General features: G+C 51.2%; 19 protein-coding genes. 7 read left to right on the plus strand and 12 right to left on the minus strand.

What is annotated here, in order from left to right; all coding sequences use genetic code 11:
• Positions 1-24 precede the first annotated feature (24 nt).
• The 7 genes from BUE76_RS20655 to leuS form a co-directional block, all read right to left on the minus strand.
• Positions 25-966 (minus strand): DoxX family protein, encoded by a 942-nt coding sequence (locus BUE76_RS20655; protein WP_073044339.1) that lies wholly within the window; start codon positions 964-966, stop codon positions 25-27.
• Between the two features lie 32 nt (positions 967-998).
• Positions 999-1,361 carry a hypothetical protein gene (locus BUE76_RS20660; RefSeq protein WP_143157332.1) on the minus strand — a complete coding sequence of 121 codons (363 nt, stop codon included), beginning with the start codon at positions 1,359-1,361 and terminating at the stop codon, positions 999-1,001.
• Positions 1,362-1,484: 123 nt separating this feature from the next.
• On the minus strand, positions 1,485-1,925 hold the full coding sequence (locus BUE76_RS20665) for a hypothetical protein (protein WP_073044336.1): 441 nt from the start codon (positions 1,923-1,925) through the stop codon (positions 1,485-1,487).
• A 137-nt stretch (positions 1,926-2,062) separates the two neighbouring features.
• Positions 2,063-3,268 carry a helix-turn-helix domain-containing protein gene (locus tag BUE76_RS20670; RefSeq protein WP_073044334.1) on the minus strand — a complete coding sequence of 402 codons (1,206 nt, stop codon included), beginning with the start codon at positions 3,266-3,268 and terminating at the stop codon, positions 2,063-2,065.
• Between the two features lie 35 nt (positions 3,269-3,303).
• Positions 3,304-3,975 (minus strand): hypothetical protein, encoded by a 672-nt coding sequence (locus BUE76_RS20675; RefSeq protein WP_073044332.1) that lies wholly within the window; start codon positions 3,973-3,975, stop codon positions 3,304-3,306.
• A gap of 111 nt (positions 3,976-4,086) precedes the next feature.
• The gene (locus tag BUE76_RS20680) at positions 4,087-4,869 is read right to left on the minus strand and encodes a LytTR family DNA-binding domain-containing protein (RefSeq protein ID WP_073044329.1); all 783 of its coding nucleotides are present in this window, start codon (positions 4,867-4,869) and stop codon (positions 4,087-4,089) included.
• Between the two features lie 337 nt (positions 4,870-5,206).
• On the minus strand, positions 5,207-8,014 hold the full coding sequence (gene leuS, locus BUE76_RS20685) for a leucine--tRNA ligase (RefSeq protein WP_073044327.1): 2,808 nt from the start codon (positions 8,012-8,014) through the stop codon (positions 5,207-5,209).
• A gap of 247 nt (positions 8,015-8,261) precedes the next feature.
• Between leuS and BUE76_RS20690 the strand changes: the two genes are divergently transcribed.
• The 5 genes from BUE76_RS20690 to BUE76_RS20710 all read left to right on the plus strand — a co-directional run bounded on the left by BUE76_RS20690 (position 8,262) and on the right by BUE76_RS20710 (position 12,762).
• Positions 8,262-9,134 carry a cell division protein FtsX gene (locus BUE76_RS20690; protein ID WP_073044325.1) on the plus strand — a complete coding sequence of 291 codons (873 nt, stop codon included), beginning with the start codon at positions 8,262-8,264 and terminating at the stop codon, positions 9,132-9,134.
• A gap of 129 nt (positions 9,135-9,263) precedes the next feature.
• Positions 9,264-9,542: a DUF3098 domain-containing protein gene (locus tag BUE76_RS20695; protein ID WP_073044323.1), complete on the plus strand. Its 279-nt coding sequence runs from the start codon at positions 9,264-9,266 to the stop codon at positions 9,540-9,542.
• 22 nt (positions 9,543-9,564) lie between these two features.
• Positions 9,565-10,422, plus strand: coding sequence for an undecaprenyl-diphosphate phosphatase (locus BUE76_RS20700; protein ID WP_073044321.1), 858 nt, complete (start codon positions 9,565-9,567; stop codon positions 10,420-10,422).
• Between the two features lie 160 nt (positions 10,423-10,582).
• Complete coding sequence (locus BUE76_RS20705) at positions 10,583-11,905, plus strand: MFS transporter (protein ID WP_073044319.1); 1,323 nt, start codon at positions 10,583-10,585, stop codon at positions 11,903-11,905.
• Positions 11,902-12,762 (plus strand): MBL fold metallo-hydrolase, encoded by an 861-nt coding sequence (locus BUE76_RS20710; RefSeq protein WP_073044317.1) that lies wholly within the window; start codon positions 11,902-11,904, stop codon positions 12,760-12,762. The genes BUE76_RS20705 and BUE76_RS20710 overlap by 4 nt, the downstream gene beginning before the upstream one ends.
• Positions 12,763-13,022: 260 nt before the next feature.
• Here the strand turns inward: BUE76_RS20710 and BUE76_RS20715 are convergent, their stop codons facing one another.
• Entirely contained in the window at positions 13,023-13,820 is a 798-nt protein-coding gene (locus tag BUE76_RS20715) for a DUF3108 domain-containing protein (protein WP_073044316.1), read from the minus strand.
• 270 nt (positions 13,821-14,090) lie between these two features.
• Here BUE76_RS20715 and ruvC point away from each other — a divergent pair, with 270 nt between their 5' ends.
• On the plus strand, positions 14,091-14,669 hold the full coding sequence (ruvC, locus tag BUE76_RS20720; protein WP_073044314.1) for a crossover junction endodeoxyribonuclease RuvC: 579 nt from the start codon (positions 14,091-14,093) through the stop codon (positions 14,667-14,669).
• A 222-nt stretch (positions 14,670-14,891) separates the two neighbouring features.
• On the opposite strand, the gene BUE76_RS20725 is transcribed toward ruvC, so the two are convergent.
• The 4 genes from BUE76_RS20725 to rsmA all read right to left on the minus strand — a co-directional run bounded on the left by BUE76_RS20725 (position 14,892) and on the right by rsmA (position 18,053).
• Positions 14,892-15,296 (minus strand): HIT family protein, encoded by a 405-nt coding sequence (locus tag BUE76_RS20725; RefSeq protein WP_073044311.1) that lies wholly within the window; start codon positions 15,294-15,296, stop codon positions 14,892-14,894.
• Positions 15,297-15,394: 98 nt separating this feature from the next.
• On the minus strand, positions 15,395-15,868 hold the full coding sequence (greA, locus tag BUE76_RS20730; protein WP_073044462.1) for a transcription elongation factor GreA: 474 nt from the start codon (positions 15,866-15,868) through the stop codon (positions 15,395-15,397).
• A 286-nt stretch (positions 15,869-16,154) separates the two neighbouring features.
• Complete coding sequence (locus BUE76_RS20735; protein WP_073044309.1) at positions 16,155-17,102, minus strand: NAD(P)-dependent oxidoreductase; 948 nt, start codon at positions 17,100-17,102, stop codon at positions 16,155-16,157.
• 198 nt (positions 17,103-17,300) lie between these two features.
• Positions 17,301-18,053 carry a 16S rRNA (adenine(1518)-N(6)/adenine(1519)-N(6))-dimethyltransferase RsmA gene (gene rsmA, locus BUE76_RS20740; protein WP_073044307.1) on the minus strand — a complete coding sequence of 251 codons (753 nt, stop codon included), beginning with the start codon at positions 18,051-18,053 and terminating at the stop codon, positions 17,301-17,303.
• A gap of 160 nt (positions 18,054-18,213) precedes the next feature.
• Here rsmA and pdxA point away from each other — a divergent pair, with 160 nt between their 5' ends.
• On the plus strand, positions 18,214-19,290 hold the full coding sequence (gene pdxA / locus BUE76_RS20745; RefSeq protein WP_073044305.1) for a 4-hydroxythreonine-4-phosphate dehydrogenase PdxA: 1,077 nt from the start codon (positions 18,214-18,216) through the stop codon (positions 19,288-19,290).
• The last annotated feature ends 67 nt before the right edge of the window (positions 19,291-19,357 follow it).

Here is a 19,357-nt window from a genome sequence, read left to right on the forward strand (position 1 = left end):
GATTGACAACTGTTTAAGAATCACTTACTTGGTTTTGTGCAACACATATTCGTTACGCGTAAAAAACGTTGAACGTTCGGGGTAGCGCACCTCGTTTTTACTACGGATTTCAGCTGCACCAAACGCATACGAAACCCGGAGGGTCGCCTGTTTTTCGTTGTCCAAACCCGCTGTTTCTTTTTGCCATACCAACTTGCCGTCGGCACTCGATTGTTCCGGCCCGCTGTAGACAAGGGTATCCGTAAAATCGTGGCCTGCCTCGCCTGGAAACCGCACTGCCATCAGCGCAGCCCCGCTCTTTCCAAGCAGGGGCTTTACTTGCAACGTCATCGGAATGGATACCTGCTGTTCGGTTCTATAGTCGAGATAAGTAAGGGTACCCGTCCACTGCCCGGCATAGCGGTCAAACAAATTGGCTTCCTTTGTTTCCGCCCTGGATTGGGCTTGTACGCCCAGGCTGCCCAACAGCAGCAGCACACTCGCCGCAGCAGGCATGGCCAACTGCACCAGGCGCTCGCTGCGCCCAAGCAGCCAATGGTCCAGTGCATACCAGCCCGAACCCGCCGATGCAATCAGCACAAAGGCCCAGAAGATCAGCTGCTGGTAATACATACCCACAATAGGTGCGGGCTCTTTGTACCAGACAAAGGCCACGATGAAAAACTGGAAAGCCAGTTGTATAGCCGAAAAGCGGGTGAGCAATCCCAAGGCGATACACACACCACCGATAAATTCGCCCCAGGAAGCTACCGTGGCCCAGAAAGCCGGCGATGGATATAAAAAACCTATTTCCGCTACCTGCTGTACAAACCAGTCGGGCGCCATACCGCCCTCCATTTTGGGCCAACCAGCACCGAGGGCCATGGAAATACCCGCATAAAAGCGGAAGGCGGCGTACACAACATTGAGTTGGGTATTGTGCGGAAGCGCATTACCCAGAAAAAGGGATTGAACAAACTTTTTCATATTACATGTTTAAGGAGTGAAGAAGTGGATAGTTAGGGCAGCAGGGGCACTACGGCGCCGGCATCTTTTGCCGATACCACCAGCAGGGGCTTGTCGCGGAGTTGGACGCCGCTCATTACCACCGCCACCTGTTTGCTGGAGGCGTTGTACACGCGGGTACCCACAGTCAGCTGCATGCTTTTGCGCATACCGGGAGCAAGGATTAAAGAAGTAGCATCGTTGCCGTCCGCGCCGGGTTTGTAAGTAACAAGGGTAAACTTGCGGAAGAGCCAGCTGTTGTTGCGGAAGCTTAGCCGTACCAGATCGGAAGCGGGTGCGTCCGGAAGCTGGGCGGCACTTTCTTTTGCCGGCACCAGCTGCAGGAACAGCGCCATGAGTAGTAAGATGGATTTCATGTGGGGTTTATTTGCAATCGAAATTGGCCAATTCACCTCCCTCAGTCGCCTCAAAACAGGATTTGAGTCCTATTAAAAATGCGTTTTTAAGCCCGGGAGCTTTTTTGATACCTTTTAAAAACATCAATCCACCGAAGAAATCATTTCAATCATTGCGGACTTGCCCTCGGCATCGGTAACATACTGCAACGACAGGTAGCGGAATCCCAACAGGCCGCCGGCATTGAACTGCTGGCTTTTGCCACCGGGCAAAAACAGCTCACCATTGGCAACCAGGATGCGCTTTTTACCGGCAATACCTACGAAGCTGCGGCCAATCTTCAGGGTACTGAAACGTAGGGTGACGCCTTCGGCCGCCAGGAAATTGCAGGCCTGGATTACATCCTGAGCCGTTGTGTTTTTGTCGAGCTGCACTACGGTGCGGATCAGCGAGCGGTTGTTTTGGGTAAACTGGGAGCGGGTAATACTTTTTGGTAAATGATCTTCGGGAGGAGTAGCCCGGAGCAGGGTGGGCGAAAAAGCTAAAAACAGGAGGACCAGCAGTTGTTGCAAGGGATGACGCATATCGTAGGTTTTGAACAAAATTGCCACCCACGAAGGCGCTAGTCGCCTCAAAACAGGATTTGAGACTCATTTTTATGGTTGCCGGTAGCCGGTAGCCCATTTTGGTGAGCGTTTAAAAAAGGTTCAAATCATTATGATCAGGAAAGCTGCTGGATATAAGCCTTTGGACTCAGCCCCGTTGCTTTCAGAAAAGCGCGGTTGAACGTGGCTTTTGAATTGAACCCGCAATCGAAGGCGATTCCCAAAAGGGTTTGCTTTTTGTGTTCGCCGCTGGCGATCATGGCTTTTACCGCCGCTACCCGGTAGCCGTTTACAAAGTCGTTGAAGTTGGTTCCAAAACCGGAATTGATGATCCGCGACAGCTGTCCGGCGGGTATGGCCAACTTGCGGGCAAGTGCCGTCAGGCTCAGTTCGGGGTCGGTGTACATCTTTTCCTTTTCCATAGCGGCCCTGATCTGCACCTGCCAGCCATCCCACTGCGGGTCGGGCCGGGCATCCGGAGCAGCTGTTTCAATTTCCAGCACCTCGGCCTCCACCGTATCGAGGGTGGCGGCGGGCAGGTACAGTTGTACCCTGTTTTCAAGCAGCAGCGACCTGAAACCAACTTTCACCTCCACGGTATTGCCATAGCCGGTGATGGCGATGAAATAATAGATGAGCGCAAAAGTCAGGAAGTACCACCAGCTGTTGCTGTAATCGTCGGTGATAACGAAGGAAGCCCCGAACAACAGCACCCTCGCCAGCAGCATCAACAGGAATGCACCCAGGAAGCGCTCAATCCAGGGAAAACGAACCGAATCAGCATAACTCACCACCTGTACCATCAACTTGCGAAACAAGCGGTAGTAGCGCAGCGACAGCAACAGGTACACCGACATAGACAGAAAGCCCAGCGATTGGTACCAGCTCTCAAAATCAGGATCTTGTTGCGAGGCAAGGAAAAAGTACCGGTCCAACACCCACTTATCAGTTACCACCATCACACCACTATATATAAGGTAGAGCGCGGCAGGCAACAGGTGCAAAGCATTTTTCCAGCTAAACCGGAAGGACGGGTTGAGCAGGCTTTGTACATAAAAAAACACCACGGGCCCGATCAATAATAGTTGCTGAAAAGGGGTGTAAAAAAGAATATCCCGGTAGGGCTGGTTGTCGTACCAGCCGGCAAAGCCCACCATCCAGGGAGTGATGTACAAAATGCACAGGAAAAGAAAAGCAGCCAGCCACTTGTCCGATCCCCGGTCTTGTTGTACGCCCCGCCGCAGCAGCAACAGGGCATACACCAGCCCGTGCACAAAAAAGATGAGCAGCAGGGAACTGTACCGGTTGAACTGGAAAAGCATCGCATGAAGATAATGGGATGCGGCTTATCTCCGCATCAGGCGGCCACTGTACGGGTGGCCCTTGGAGCCGCTGCCTGTTTGCGGTACTTCCGGATGGTGATCCCGATACAGGTACTGCCAATTACCGTTGGCGCCAGCCACACCAGCACCGGCGGCAGGAAGTGAATATTGGTTACCAAAAATGCCGTCCAGGTGGCAATATACCCGCCGCCCATACCGGCAATGTGCACATACAGCCAGTGTTGCTTTGAAGATGGTCCATTAAGGAAGAGCCGCACATCTTTTATGGCAAAGCTGATAGCGAGGGCACCAAAAACAAAAGGAACCGGGTTGAAACCACCAAGCCCATGTACCAGGCTGGAAATGACTAGGGCTGCGCCAAAATGAATGGCCGTAATGGCGATGGCCCAATCAAGCGGGGCGGCCTTTTGTCCGGCACCCAGTTTTTTCAGGTACAAAATCCGGTAGCCACGCACTACCATATAATAACTGAAAAAGCCCACCATAAAGAGGAACCAGTTTTCCTTGAGTATGCCTAAGGAAATGGCCGTTATAAAAACGATGGTCATACCCCAGAAATAAATCTTTCCGGTTTTCCGGTGCGCAGGGCCGCCCTTTTGGGTGATTGCGGCAATAAAGCCACTGATCAGCGCGGTAAATCCACCCGCGATGTGGATGATGAGGAGCAATGTGATAAGGAGTGCCATAGTCGTTGTTTTGCCCAAAACAACAACAGCAGCCACCCCATTCCAAACCGGGGGGACGGACGGCAGCCTTTTGGGGCCAAACGCATAAATTGGGGCCAACAGCACTGATTATCAGGCCTGTTGGGGCGAATGGGAAAGGTGCGCCAGGCGTTCGCGGATGGGTTGGGTAAGGCTGCGGCTCACCGGAACGCTCTCTTCAGCGCCCTCGATATGCAGGCGCAGACCCTGGGCATTGCCGCTGACGGCGCTTACCAGTTCCAGGTTAACGAGGTACATCCGGTGGCAGCGAAACAGTTGGGGGTAAGGAGCTACCTGCTGTTCGATACTTTTCAGCGAAGCCCGGAGCAACTGGCTGCGCACCTGCCCGCCCAACCGGAAGTGGACCCGCACATAATTGTCGGCGGAAGCGATCCAAAGCAAACCAGCCAGCGGCAGTGTCAGCCGGTCTTTTTGACCATCACCCACCAGTTCAATTGCAGCAACCGGAACGTTTGCGGGAACAATGTCCGGCGCTGCAGTTGGCGCCTCCAGGGTTTGATTTACCGCCAGGGCCGCCGCCGCATACCTGCGGTACAACAACATTTGCTTGAAAAATACCACCGCCACCACCGGGAAAATGCCCACCTGCACCGTCATCAGCAATACCTGCCCAAAACCCCGGTACATATTTGTTTGCGGGTACAGCCAAAACATCAACCCGTAGTTGCCCGCACTGATACAAAGCAGCACCAAGAGCAGCAGCACGATTTCCTTCCAACTTTTCCAGTGTTCTTCGGCAAACAATGCCGGCAACATACGCGGCAGCCCGGCCTGTATCAAACCGCTCACCACAAAAGTGACCAGCCCAAAGCAGGCGGCATGGAGCCAAAGGGTAGCTGCAGGCAGCTCATCCATTCCAAAAGGCTGGAACAAGCCGAGGAACAAGGTGACGAACAACCCAATAATTGCGCATACGGATAACTTCCGTTGTGTGGAGTGGCCAAATGGATATGGCTGTAGGAGAAAGCTGCGCATTCCCAAATGTATCAATTGATGGGAACACGGATGGAACGGATGAAACGTATTTATGTTTCACGCAGAGGGCGCAGAGGAGCAGGGAGCGCAGAGCTTTCAAAATCCGTTCTTACCCGTTTCATCCGTCCAATCCGTGTTCCTATTCCCAAAATAAAAAATCCGCCACCTTAAACTGAGATGACGGATACATTATTAATCTTCTAAAAGACGGCAGGTGTTACACCACCAAGTTCACCATCTTTCCTTTCACAAAAATCACCTTTTTGGGCTGCTTGCCTTCCAGCCATTTCTGCACCACTTCGTTTTGCAGCACCAGCGCCTCTACTTCGGGCTGGGCAGCATCGAGTGCGATGTTCATGGTGGTACGGAGCTTGCCGTTTACAGAGATGGGATACTCCTTGGTGCTTTCCGCTACGTGCTGTGCTTCAAACTTGGGGAAGGGCGCATTCAGTACCGAACCTTCATTACCCAGTTGATGCCAGAGTTCTTCGGCAACGTGGGGCGCAAAAGGGGTGAGCAATACCAACAGTTGTTCCAGCACCGCTTTTTTGTGGCACTTCAGGTCGCTCAGTTCATTTACGCATACCATGAAACCCGAAACACAGGTATTAAAGGAAAAACGCTCGATATCGTCCTCGATCTTCTTGATGGTTTTGTGGAGCACCTTCAGTTCCGCTGCGGTAGGCGCATCAGTCGTAACGATCAGACCTTTTTCTTCCGACACAAACAAACGCCACAGCTTTTTGATAAAGCGGTGTACGCCCTCGATGCCCTTGGTTTCCCAAGGCTTGCTCATTTCAACGGGGCCAAGGAACATCTCGTACATCCGGAAGGTGTCAGCGCCATATTGGGCCACGATATTGTCGGGGTTGACGGTGTTGAATTTCGACTTCGACATTTTCTCTACTTCGTTGTCGCAGATATACTTGCCGTCTTCCAGGATAAATTCAGCGGTATTATAATCGGGCTTCCAGGTTTTGAAAGCTTCGGTGTCCAGTTCTGTTCCGTCAACAATGTTCACATCCACGTGGAGCTTATCCACCAGTTTGCCTTCGTATTTGCCTTCAGCATCCAGCAGTCCTTTGGAAACAAAGGTGTTGGTGCCGTTGATCCGGAAGACAAAACGGGAAGAACCCTGGATCATTCCCTGGTTCAACAACTTCTTGAACGGCTCGTCAAAGGAGATATGACCAAGATCGTACAGGGCCTTGGTCCACATGCGGCTGTAGAGCAGGTGACCTACGGCGTGCTCGGTACCACCCACATACAGGTCAACCTGGCGCCAGTAGTCGGAAGCCTTGCGGTCGCAGAAAGCGCCTTCGTTGTGCGGGTCCATATAGCGGAGGAAGTACCAGGAGGAACCGGCATAGCCAGGCATCGTATTGGTTTCCAGGTGCTGGCTCGTCCATTCGGGAATATTTGAGAGGGGTCCTTCCCCTTCGGGGCCAGGGCCGTAGCTGTCCACGTGGGGCAGTTCCAGGGGCAACTCGCTTTCGCTGAGCGGGTAAGCCACGCCATCGATCCATTTTACAGGAAAGGGCTCGCCCCAGTAGCGCTGGCGGCTGAAGGCAGCGTCGCGCATCCGGAAGTTGACCTTGCGTTTGCCGATGCCCATTTCTTCCAGTCTGGCAGCTACCACTTCAATAGCGTCGCGCATCACCATGCCGTCGAGGAAACCGCTGTTGGTGAGTTTCGCATCCTTGGTATTATTGGCTTCTTCGCCGTTGTAGGCATCGCCAATAATATTGGTGATGGGTATGTTGAAATGCTGGGCAAACTTGTGGTCGCGCTCATCGCCGCAGGGTACGGCCATGATGGCGCCGGTGCCATAACCGGCCAGCACGTATTCGGAAATCCAGATGGGAATCTCCCTTCCATCGAAAGGGTTCACGGCATAGGCGCCAGTGAACACACCCGAGATTTTCTTCTCGGCCATGCGCTCCCTTTCGGAGCGGCTTTTTACATAAGCCACGTATTCATCCACCGCACCTTCCTGCCCGTTGCCCTTGATCTCGTGTACCAGGTCCAGTTCGGGGGCAATTACCATAAAGTCCACACCAAAGATGGTATCGGGACGGGTGGTGTACACCCGCAACTTTTTGTCGGAGCCCTTGATGGCAAAATCAATCTCCGCACCGGTGCTCTTACCGATCCAGTTCGATTGCATCTCCTTCATGGCGTCGGAGAAGTCAACGGTTTGCAGGCCTTGGAGCAGGCGGTCGGCGTACTCGGTAATGCGCAGGTACCATTGGCGGAGGCGTTTCTTTTCTACCGGGAAACCGCCGCGTTCGCTTACGCCGTTCACCACCTCGTCGTTGGCCAGCACGGTGCCAAGGGCCTCGCACCAGTTCACCTCGCCATAGCCGCAATAGGATACGCGGTACTCCATCAGGATGGTTTGGCGGGTCTTTTCATCGAAAGAAGCCCATTCTTCCGCTGTGAAGGTGTTCCCATATTCCGTTTCACGTTTCACGTTTGCCGGAAACTGGAACCCGGAATTCGGTATGGGATGGTTCCTGTTGCCTTCTTTTTCCAAAAAGGCAATCAAGCTTTCGATGGGCTCGGTTTTATTGCTTTGGCGGTTGTACCAGCTGTTGAAGAGCTGGAGGAAGATCCACTGCGTCCATTTATAATAACCGGGCTGCGACGTGTTCACTTCCCGGCTCCAGTCGAAGCAAAAGCCGATCTTATCCAGTTGCTTGCGGAAGGTGTCGATGTTTTTGGCGGTGCTCACGGCCGGGTGCACGCCGTGTTCGATGGCGTACTGCTCGGCGGGCAGGCCAAAAGCATCGTAACCCATGGGGTGGAGCACGTTGAAGCCCCGGTTGCGTTTGTAGCGGGCAAAGATGTCGGAGGCAATATAACCCAGGGGGTGTCCTACGTGAAGGCCTGCGCCACTGGGGTAAGGAAACATATCCAGTACATAGTACTTGGGTTTGTCACTTTCATTGGGCACCTGGTAGGCCTTGGAAGCTTCCCACTGTGCCTGCCATTTCTGTTCGATTGCGCTGAAGTTGTATTCCATGGAGGAGGTCGATCATTTATCGTGAATGGGGAATGGTGAATGAGCAATACTGCCGGTCTATTGGTGTATTCAATATTCACAATTCACCATTGACCATTCACCGTCCGGCAATATCCGCCGGCCCCTGCCGTTAAAGGTTGGCAAAAATAACTGATTGATCCTGTAATACATGGCCTTTCGCCGAGGGTCTTCCCCCTTTCTGACCCTGATCCTTTATTTTTGCCCCACTTCAAAAACAACTGAACCGATGTCGCAATTTGGCAAAGCCGCTTCCAAACGTGGAAAACCGTCCTACTTCATGTCGATCCTGGGTGTAACCCTGGTGCTTTTTCTGTTGGGCATCGTGGGTTGGATCACCATCAACTCGCAAAAACTGATCGAATATTTCAAGGAGAGTGTGGAAGTACAGGTGTTCCTCAAACCCAATATCCAGGACACCGCCCGCCAAAGCCTGCAAAACTATATTGCCGCCCAGCCTTATACCAAGGCGGTGCGCTATACCGATAAGGAATCAGCCAAAAAAGAATGGATGAAAACCGGTGGCGAAGATTTTACCGAGTTCCTCGACAACGCACTGCTGCCTACTTCCATCGATTTTACCCTCAAGGCCGACTTCGTGGATTCGGTGCGCCTCAACCAGATCAAGACCACCATCGGCAGCAACCCCAACGTGGATGAAGTAAAATACCCCACCGCCGTGGTAGGCAAGATGCAGCGCAACTTCAACCTGATCAGCCTGGTGCTGGCAGGCGTGGCCATCCTCATCGCCGTGCTGGTAATTGTGCTGATCGACAATACCATCCGCCTGGCGATGTTTTCGAACCGCTTTATCATCAAAACCATGCAGATGGTGGGTGCTACGCGCTGGTTTATTGCCAAGCCGCTGAACATCAGGGCTATTGTAAACGGCGCTGTATCGGCACTGATTGCCATTGCACTGGTGTATGGCGTCATCACCGTTGCCGAGCGCTTCCTGCCCGACCTGCAGGCCCTCCGCGACAACGGCCTGCTGCTCCTTTTGTTCCTGGCACTCATCATCATCGGCATCACCATCACCCTTTTCAGCACCCACCGCAGCGTGGTGAAGTATTTGCGGATGAAGCTGGATGAACTGTATTAATCAGCTAATTAGCCAATGGGCTAATTAGCTAAAATATCTACAGCTAGTTGCCTTCATTAGCACATTAGCATATTATCACATTAGCTCATTGTCCTTTTTCCTTTTCTTTGCCCCACTTAAGTTTGATTCATGGAAACAAAAACAAAAAGAACGGCCCTCGATACAGAAACCGCTTCCGGTGCCGGCCGCGTTTCTTTTTTTGATAAAAGCAATTACACCTGGATGCTGATTGGCGCCGCGGTAATGATTGTGGGCTTTCTGCTGATGGCCGGCGGCCGCAGCGAAGACCCCAACGTGTTCAAACCCGAAGAAGTGTACAGCACTACCCGCATCACCATTGCGCCCATCCTCATCCTGGCAGGCCTGGTGATCGAGATCTATGCCATCTTTCGTAATCCCAAAGCCTGACCCGCTCATATTTCAATAATCCATGAGCATTCTTGAAGCCGTTATCGTGGCCATAATTGAAGGCCTGACCGAGTTTTTGCCCGTGTCTTCCACCGGGCATATGATCATCGCCTCCTCACTATTGGGCGTAGCCGAAAACGACTTCACCAAGGTATTTGAAGTTTCTATTCAGCTGGGCGCCATCCTGGCCGTAGTGCTGGTATACTGGCGCAAGTTTTTCCAGTTCAACAACCCCATTTTTTACGCCAAGCTCATTGCCGGCGTTGTGCCCGCCCTGCTGGCAGGCCTGTTTTTCAACGATGCCATCGAGGCCCTGTTGGGCAGCGAACTGGTGGTAGCCATCGCCCTGCTGCTGGGTGGCTTTATCCTTTTGTACATCGACCGCCTTTTTCCACAGCCTGTTCACTCCGACCTGCTGGCTACCGAAACTACCCGTAGCGAATTGATTGAAGCCGACGAGCAACTGACTTTTAAAAAAGCGTTTGTTGTGGGTTGCTGGCAGCTCCTGGCCATGATCCCGGGTGTGAGCCGCAGTGCTTCCTCCATCATTGGTGGCATGCAGCAAAAGTTGAGTCGCAACTTCGCTGCAGAATTCTCTTTCTTCCTGGCCGTACCCACCATGGTGGCGGCAACCGGTTATTCCCTTTTCCTGAAAGACTGGGGTACAGAAGAAGCCAAGGGCTTTGAACTGATCCTGGCATCGCAGCAAAACATCATTGCCTTTGTGGTTGGCAACATGGTGGCCTTTGTGGTGGCGCTACTGGCTATCCGCTTCTTTATTTCCTATTTAAAAAAATACGGTTTCCGCATCTTCGGCATCTACCGCATCATTGTTGGCACCATCCTGATTGTGTTGTACTGGATGGGACTGCTCGGGTGATTGATGATTATTGATTATTCAAGTCAACCTACTGTGGCAACTGGTCCCAAACCAGGAAAACGCCAATAATTAGTAATGAATAATCAATAATCACTCACTAAGACAGCCAGCTGCAATCAAGGGCACAAATGCCTATTTTCACAGCCTTACAATTCCACCAATGCAGCAAACCGCCTCCAAAAAAGTGGTGAATGCCTGGGCCATGTACGACTGGGCCAACAGTGCGTACAACCTGGTGATCACCACCACCATATTTCCCGAATACTTTGCCGCCATTACCGGCGATGATAACCCGGCAACCTTGGACACGGTCCAGTTCCTCGGCCGCACCTTCCGGAGCGATTCGCTGTATAGCTACTCCTTATCCTTTGCATTCCTGATTGTAGCACTGGCATCTCCCCTGCTTTCTTCCATTGCTGATACCAGGGGTAATAAGAAGCACTTCCTGGCCTTCTTCATGACCATGGGCAGCATCGCCTGTTGTTCGCTGTACTTTTTTACCAGTGAACGACTGGGGCTGGGCATCTTTTGCATGATTATCGCCTGTATCGGCTATTGGTCGAGCCTGGTGTTTTACAACTCCTACCTTCCCGAGATTGCCGCACCACAGGACCGCGACCGCATTTCGGCAAAAGGTTTTGCCTTTGGTTATATCGGCAGCGTGCTGCTGCAGTTGATCTGTTTCCTGTTTGTGCTCAAGCACGACTGGTTTGGTTTTGCCGATACAGGAGCAGGTTCACGCTTTTCGTTCCTGGCAACGGGCATCTGGTGGTTCCTGTTTGCACTGGTGCCCCTGTACCGCCTGCCCCGTTATAGCATGACGCTTATTGATCCCAACCGGAGCGCGGTGTTCAATGGCTATGTAGAACTGCGCAAAGTATGGCAGCAACTAAAACAACTACCACCCCTGCGCCGCTTCCTGGGTGCCTATTTCTTTTACAATATGGGCGTGCAAACGGTGATGCTGGCGGCAACGCTGTATGCTAAATCGGAACTGCAGATACCAACGGCCAACCTGATCATAGCCTTGGTTTTGATCCAGTTGATTGCCGTACCCGGCGCTTTTGCCATTTCCAAACTTTCAGAAAAAGTGGGCAATATCCGTGCATTGATGATCGTGGTAGCTATTTGGATAGGTCTTTGCGTAGCTGGATACCTGGCACCTGTTGGTGGCGTGGTATATTTCTACCTGCTTGCAGCAGCCATAGGCTTTGTGATGGGCGGTATTCAATCGCTTAGCCGCAGCACCTATGCCAAGCTGATGCCCGATACTAAGGATACCACTTCATTCTTTTCCTTTTTTGATGTAACTGAAAAGATTGCCAACGTGGTGGGGCTTTTTGCCTTTGGCTATATCAGCGAGCTAACCGGTACGCAGCGCAACTCGGTACTTGCGCTGGTGGTTTATTTTATCATTGGTTTGCTGAACCTCTTTTATACTTTGCGCACCAAACCCAAAACCGATTATCCCGCAACAGCATGAAACTATATACCATCGATACCGAGTTGTTCAAACTGGATGGCGGCGCCATGTTTGGCGTGGTGCCCAAGGTGCTTTGGAACAAGATCAACCCGGCCGACGAAAACAACCTCTGTACCTGGGCCATGCGCCTGCTGCTGATTGAAGATGCTGGCCGGCTGATACTGGTAGACACCGGCATCGGCAATAAGCAGGACGAGAAGTTCTTTGGGCATTACTACCTCCATGGCAATGCCACATTGAACAACTCGCTGGCAAAGCATGGTTTTCATCGGGATGACATTACTGATGTGATCCTCACCCACCTGCATTTCGATCATTGCGGCGGTGCCATTGTACGCAACGGCGAAAGACTGGAGCCGGCCTTTAAGAATGCCCGCTACTGGAGCAACGCACAACACTGGGACTGGGCCGTTCATCCCAACGACCGCGAAAAAGCATCATTCCTGAAGGATAATATATTACCCATCCAGCAAAGCGGCCAACTGAACTTTATCACCATGCCACAAGGCGGTGGCGACCAACTAGCTACTGCATCTTTTGCACAGGATATTTCCCTGCGTTTTGTAAGCGGCCACACCAATAGCATGATGCTGCCGCAGATCAACTACAAGGGCCGCACCTTGGTGTACATGGCCGACCTGCTGCCTTCTGCAGGGCATATTCCCCTGCCTTATGTGATGGCTTATGATATGTTCCCACTCACAACCTTGCAGGAAAAGAAAAGCTTTCTGACGGAAGCTGTGGAAAATGATTACGTGCTTTTCTTTGAGCACGATCCGCAACTGGAGTGCTGCACCTTGCAGCAAACGGAGAAGGGAATAAGAATGAAGGAAAGCTTTAAGCTGGCGGAGTTATAGGAAAGCGTATTTGCAATTATTCCTTCATTTAGTAAGGTCGGAAATACTTAGCGTTTGTCATGCCGAACTTGTTTCGGCATCTCCTTTTAATATCAAAACCTCGGACAGCAGCGGGGGATGCCGAAACAAGTTCGGCATGACAGCCACAAACATGCATTGACTATCCTTGCTACCTTAGAAAGTTTGTTCCAAACTCCAAACTCCAAACTCCAAACTCCAAACTCCAAACAAGAAACGAAAAACCAAAAACCAGAAAACGTTCATTTCCGCAATTTCACCAACGCCTTCATCGGGTACCGCAATCCCCTATATCCCATCATATCCACTTTCACCGATCCTACTACGATCGGGCTTTCAATACGCACCGGCATGCGGTTGGCATCGTTGGTAACCCAAACGGTCATCTTTTCACCGCCTTCGAAGATGGTACCTTTTATCAGCAGCGGGCTGAACTTGATGGCCCGGAACGTACCATAACGGGTCTTCACTTCTTCCACGCCCAAGAAGCGCACATAGAGGTTGTGCAACTCTTCGTCTAAAAACATGGAGAAGGGTATTTTATCACCGGGCTTATACCGCGCATAGTTGATGTTGCGGGCATAATAAATGGCACTGAGCACATCCTGTACACAGGCCGGAACTTTGTACACGCCTTTGCTGGTGATGGCTGTATTGGCAGCTTTGTTGAACGTAACGTTCTCTAACTTTTTATCACCGCCCTCATATACGTTGCGGATAAACTTCAGCGGCAGCATGGAAGCCGTATCCACAAAGGTTTCGTACCGGTCGCGCACCTTGTAGATCCAGTCGTAGGAGTTATGGGTGCGCCCCTCGCCAACAATATGGTAGGTAGGGCGGCCATTGGTAGCAACAAGGGTTGTGGTAAAAGACGCTTCACCCGCATTGACATACACACCGGCAAGATTGTAAAACACGTTGAACCGGATTTGCTCACCGGCACTGAACGAGGTATTGCGGATCCCGCAAAACTCATCATGTTGCGGAGCCTGCAACGCCAACATCGGAAACAACAGCAACAAAAAAAGCAGTAAACGCATCCGAATGATTTGAACTACAAGATAAGACAGGCTGCAAAGGCCCGGTGTTAATTCCGTTAAGCAACAATTATCTGGACTGCAATGATCAGGAAGCTGTTAAAAAAATGTCTTGACCTGCATCATTCATTGGCCTGCAACAGCACAGAAACGAACATTCAACGGCTGTCTGTTCCTTTCAGCCGAACAGGCGAAAGCCCGTTGCGGGATATTTGGTTAGCTTTGCTGCCTGACCCAAGCGGGTCCACTCATTCACCAGCAATACCCCCGTCCTTGCAAAAACCAGAGAAGATCATATTAGGCGTTGACCCCGGCACCCTCGTTATGGGGTATGGATTGATTGCCGCCAGTGGCGATACCATCAAGGTCATTAGCATTGATGCCCTGAAACTATCGGCTAAAAAAGACAACTACGAACGCCTGCGGCTGATTTACCAAAAGATTGCGGAAATAGTACAGCTATACAAACCCACCGAGTTTGCTATTGAAGCACCTTTCTTTGGCAAGAACGTACAGAGTATGATGAAACTGGGAAGGGCGCAGGGTGTGGCCATCGCCGCTGCCATGGCCGGCAATATTCCCGTTACCGAATACTCGCCCAAAAAAGTAAAGCAGGCCATCACCGGCAATGGTAACGCCGACAAGGAACAGGTATGGCAGATGCTCCAACGCATTACGGGCCTGGAAGACCGCCCTGCCGTATTCGATGCTTCCGATGCCCTTGCCGTAGCCATTTGCCACCACTTCTCTGCCCAGCGTCCCTACGCCGCCAGCGCCACACCCAACAAAAGAGGCCGCAGCAAGGCTGGATGGGATGCTTTTTTGCAGCAGAACCCGGAAAGAATTGGGTGAGGGAAGGGGAAAATGGGAAGGACGAAGTGGGAAGTTAGAAGCGGGACGGAGATCAGTAAAGACGAAAAAGATCATAATTAAATTGAAGAGCCCTTTAGGATTGCAGCGGATGCGCAATTCTAAAGGGCTCTTTTATTCAACAGAAACGTCTTTGTGGACATTACTGACTTATGTCTTTTCAAACTTCGTACTTCCCACTTCGTACTTCCCACTTCGTACTTCTCACTTTTTCCCCACTTCCATCGCCTTCAATATCTTTTCCTGCACTTCCTTCAGGGCAGCATCATCGGCCTTGGCTTTGGGCTGGGCAAAGTTCAGATCGTTGGCAGTGCTGATGGGCATGAGGTGCAGGTGGGCATGGGGCACTTCCAGTCCAATTACCGAAATACCGCATCGGCGGCAGGGAATGGCTTTTTCGATGGCCTTTGCAATTGGTTGTGCAAACACCAGGATTTCCGACAGGTAGTCGGCTTCCAGGTCGAAGAACTTATCTATTTCCACTTTGGGTATGACCAGCACATGGCCGGTACGCAAGGGATACACATCCAGGAATGCATAAAACTTATCGTTCTCGGCAATCTTAAACGAAGGGATTTCGCCGGCAATGATCTTTGAAAAAAGAGTCATGATAATATGGTAATGTGATAATGTGATAATTAGCTAATGTGCTAATGGAACAGCCGGCTGCCCTTTTTAGCACATTAGCTAATTAGCCAATTAGCTAATTAAATAGAGATTTCTTCCACTTTAAATTTGATTACACCAGCGGGGGCCACCACTTCGGCTATATCACCCACCACCTTACCCAACAGGCCCTTGCCTATGGGCGAGGAAAAAGAGATTTTACCCAGTTTCAGGTCGGCTTCTTTTTCACTTACAATCTGGTAGGTTACTTCTTTCTTGGTGTTCAGGTTGGTTACCCGCACTTTGGTGAGGATGGACACTTTGGAAGTATCGATGGTAGATTCATCCACAATACGGGCAGTAGCGATCTGGCCTTCCAGCACGGCAATACGTGCTTCCAGCAGGCCCTGGGCCTCTTTGGCCGCATCGTATTCGGCGTTCTCACGCAGGTCGCCTTTTTCGCGGGCTTCAGCAATGGCACGCGAAGCCGCAGGGCGGTCAACGGTGCGCATCTTTTGCAGCTCGGCCCTCATTTGCTCTAAAGTTTCCTTGGTCACGTACTGAACACTGCTCATACAAAAATCGCTTTTGGTAAAAGAGTAAAAAAAACCGGTGAGGGTGTTCAGCACCTCCACCGACATACAAAAAAGCCCTCCCAAAGGCACCGGCCTTGGGGTAGGACGAAAAAAATAGCAACGCCCCAGCGGTAACTGAAGCGTTGCATAGTGGGGTAAAGATAAAAATATTTTGAATGAAACAAGAGGGAGGGAAAATGAGCTAATTAGCTAATGTGATAATGAGCTAAGAGAACAGCCTCGATCCTTTTAGCACATTGGCTAATTAGCTCATTAGCCAATTACCTCACAGTTTTCCTGCTGCTTCCAGTTTCTCCAACAGCACTTCCGACATGCGGCGGTAAGCTTCGTGGCTGTAGCCGGCAATATGTGGGGTGACGATCACATTCTTTTGGACTTTCAGGAAGTCCAGTTGTTCCTGCTGCCCGGGCGTATAGGTTGCAAACTTTTCGTTTTCCAAAACATCCAGTGCGGCACCGGCGATCTTGCCGTTTTTCAAAGCTTCGATCAGGGCGGCGGTATTGGTAACCTTGCCCCTGCATGTGCTCATGAAGTAAGGCTTGCGTTGCAGGCTGTTGAAAAACTGTGTGCCCGCCAGGTGATAGGTTTCATCGGTCAGCGGTACATGGAAAGAAACAACATCGGCTTCGGCGGCAATCTGCTCCAGGGTGGCTTCGTGAACATAATCGTTTGCAAAACCCTGCTTGTACTTATCGCAAGCCAGCACCTTTACGCCAAAACATTGCAGCAGGCGGCCAAAGGCTGCACCATTGTTGCCATAACCTACAATGCCTACCGTGCGGCCGCTCAGTTCCGTCCCCCGGTTTTCGTTGCGCAACCAAAGTCCCTGTTTTACTTCCTCGTAGGAGCAGGAAATGCGGTTCATGAGGTTGAGGAGCAGGCCAAGGGCATGCTCCGCCACAGCATTGCGGTTGCCTTCAGGCGTGGACATGCAGAAGATGCCTTTAGTTTCGGCATAGGCTTCGTCAATCAATTCCATGCCACTGCCCAGCCGGCCAATCCAATGTAGTTGGGGCGCAGCATCCAATACGCGTTTATCAATTTTCAGGCGGGTGGTTACTACCAACCCATTCATAAATGGGATACGCTCCAGCAGCTCCTCATAAGTGATCTTGGGTGCGTATTCTACAGTATAGCCTTTTTCTTCAAAGGCTTCAATCAGCATATCGTGAACCGGTGCGGTAATGAGGATGCGGGTTTGTTCGGTGGCCATGAATTATGAATAATGAGGGATGAGTGGTGAAGAGTGAATAAAAAGGGATGAATAATGAGGTATGAGTAGTGAATGATGAATGGTGAGTGATGAATAGTAGCAATAAATTATTATGCTCCTGGAATAAGCCAGTATGCGTAACCAGCCAGTTACTTATAATTCATCCCTCATCATTGATTATTGATCACTCATCACGCCTCATTGCATGCGAAACGTAAGTGCGGCAAAATCAGCAACGTTCAATTGCTCGGGGCGTTTATTGAAAATTTCGTCCTGCAGGGTAGCAGCGTCAAACAGGCCCTTGCAGGCATTGCGCAGTGTTTTGCGGCGCTGCTGAAAAGCGGTTTTTACAAGGTTGAACAAACGCTTTTCACTGTGCATGGGCACGGGTTCTTTTCGGGGCAACAGCCTGATGACCGCACTCTTTACTTTAGGCGGCGGGTTAAAGGCATCTTCATCCACCTGGAAGAGGTACTCGGTATCAAACCAGGCTTGCGTCAGTACGGAAGTTACCCCGTACACTTTGCTGCCATGCCTGGCCACAATACGTTCGGCCACTTCTTTTTGAAACATACCTACCATGCATTCCACGGCACCTTTCCATTCCATGATCTTGAATACGATCTGTGTGGAAATATTATAGGGGAAGTTGCCCACAACAGTGAAGGGTTCCGCAAAAGGCGGCTCTATGTCGAGGAAACTTTTATGAATGATTTTATCGGCAAGCTGGGGATAGGTTTTAGAAAGATATTTAACCTTTTCATCATCAATCTCCACGGCTTTGAAATCAACTGCTTTCAATTCCAGCAGGTACTTGGTGAGGGCGCCACCACCGGGACCCACTTCCACCAGCCGCTGAAAAGGCTGCTTTTGCAGTTCCGCCACAATACGCTGACACACACTTTCATCTTTCAGAAAGTGCTGCCCAAGCGATTTCTTGAGTGTGTACATGGGGCAAAGGTCGGGAATAAGGGATTTCGGATTTGAGATTTCGGATGTCGGTATTTGTCACTGTAGCAAAGGGCAATACTGTAGTACACGGTCCGAAATCTCAAATCCCAAATCCTCAATCTCTTTCCGGCTTACCTTTAGGCCCCTAATTTTTTGCACAATGACCAAACCTATCATAGGCATATCCTGTGGCGACATCAATGGCATCGGGCCGGAGGTGATCATCAAGGCCTTGGCCGACAACCGTATCCTGGAGCAGTGTACCCCCGTAATTTTCGGATCGCAGAAGCTGGTCAATTTTTACAAAAAAGCTGCTGGCGACCAGCCATTCAATTTCCAGGTGATCAAGGATTTCACCCGCATCAACCACAAGCAGGTGAATGTATTTGCCTGCTGGGAAGAAGACGTGGCCATTACCCCCGGACAGCTGAACGAAACCGGCGGCAAATACGCAGTAATGTCCTTGCTTGCTGCTGCCGATGCCCTCAAGGCCGGGCATATCCACGGACTGGTAACCGCTCCTATTCATAAGAAAAATGTTCAGGGTGAAGGGTTTGCCTACACCGGCCATACCCCCTGGCTGAAAGAAGTAGCCGGCGCCGACGATGTGCTGATGCTGTTGTACACCGATGCACTGCGGGTGGCGCTGCTCACCGAGCATGTGCCGGTAAAAGACGTAGCCCAATACGTTACCCGGGGCAATATCATTTCCAAGCTGCGCCTGCTCCACAACAGCCTGCGTAAGGATTTTGGTATCGATAAACCCAAGATCGCGGTGCTGGGCCTGAACCCGCACGCAGGCGACGAAGGCCTGATTGGTGAAGAAGAAGAAAACATCATTAAACCCACCCTGCGCGAAGCCCGCCAGCACATGCTGGTGTTTGGTCCTTACAGCGCAGATGCTTTTTTTGCCCGCCACAGCTACCAGGAGTTTGATGCAGTGCTGGCGCTCTACCACGACCAAGGCCTGATTCCGTTTAAAACCATCGCAGGTGGTGAAGGCGTGAACTTTTCCGCGGGCCTGCCTTTTGTACGCACCTCTCCCGACCACGGTACCGGCTTCGACATAGCGGGTAAAAATGTTGCGGATGCCACTTCTTTCCTGACTGCACTTTTTGGCTGCCTCGACATCATCAACAGCCGGGCGGGTTATGAAGAGCGTACCCGCAACCCACTGCGCAAGATCACGGCACAGGTGCTGAAGAATATGGAGGATGAAAAAATTGAGGAAGCTTAAGCGCCTGATATAATTTATACACCTAACAGGTTTTTAAAACCGGTTAGGTGTTCCCTTTTTCGAAAGC

It is taken from the genome of Cnuella takakiae, assembly GCF_001953305.1.
GTDB classification, from domain to species: Bacteria; Bacteroidota; Bacteroidia; order Chitinophagales; family Chitinophagaceae; genus Flavisolibacter; species Flavisolibacter takakiae.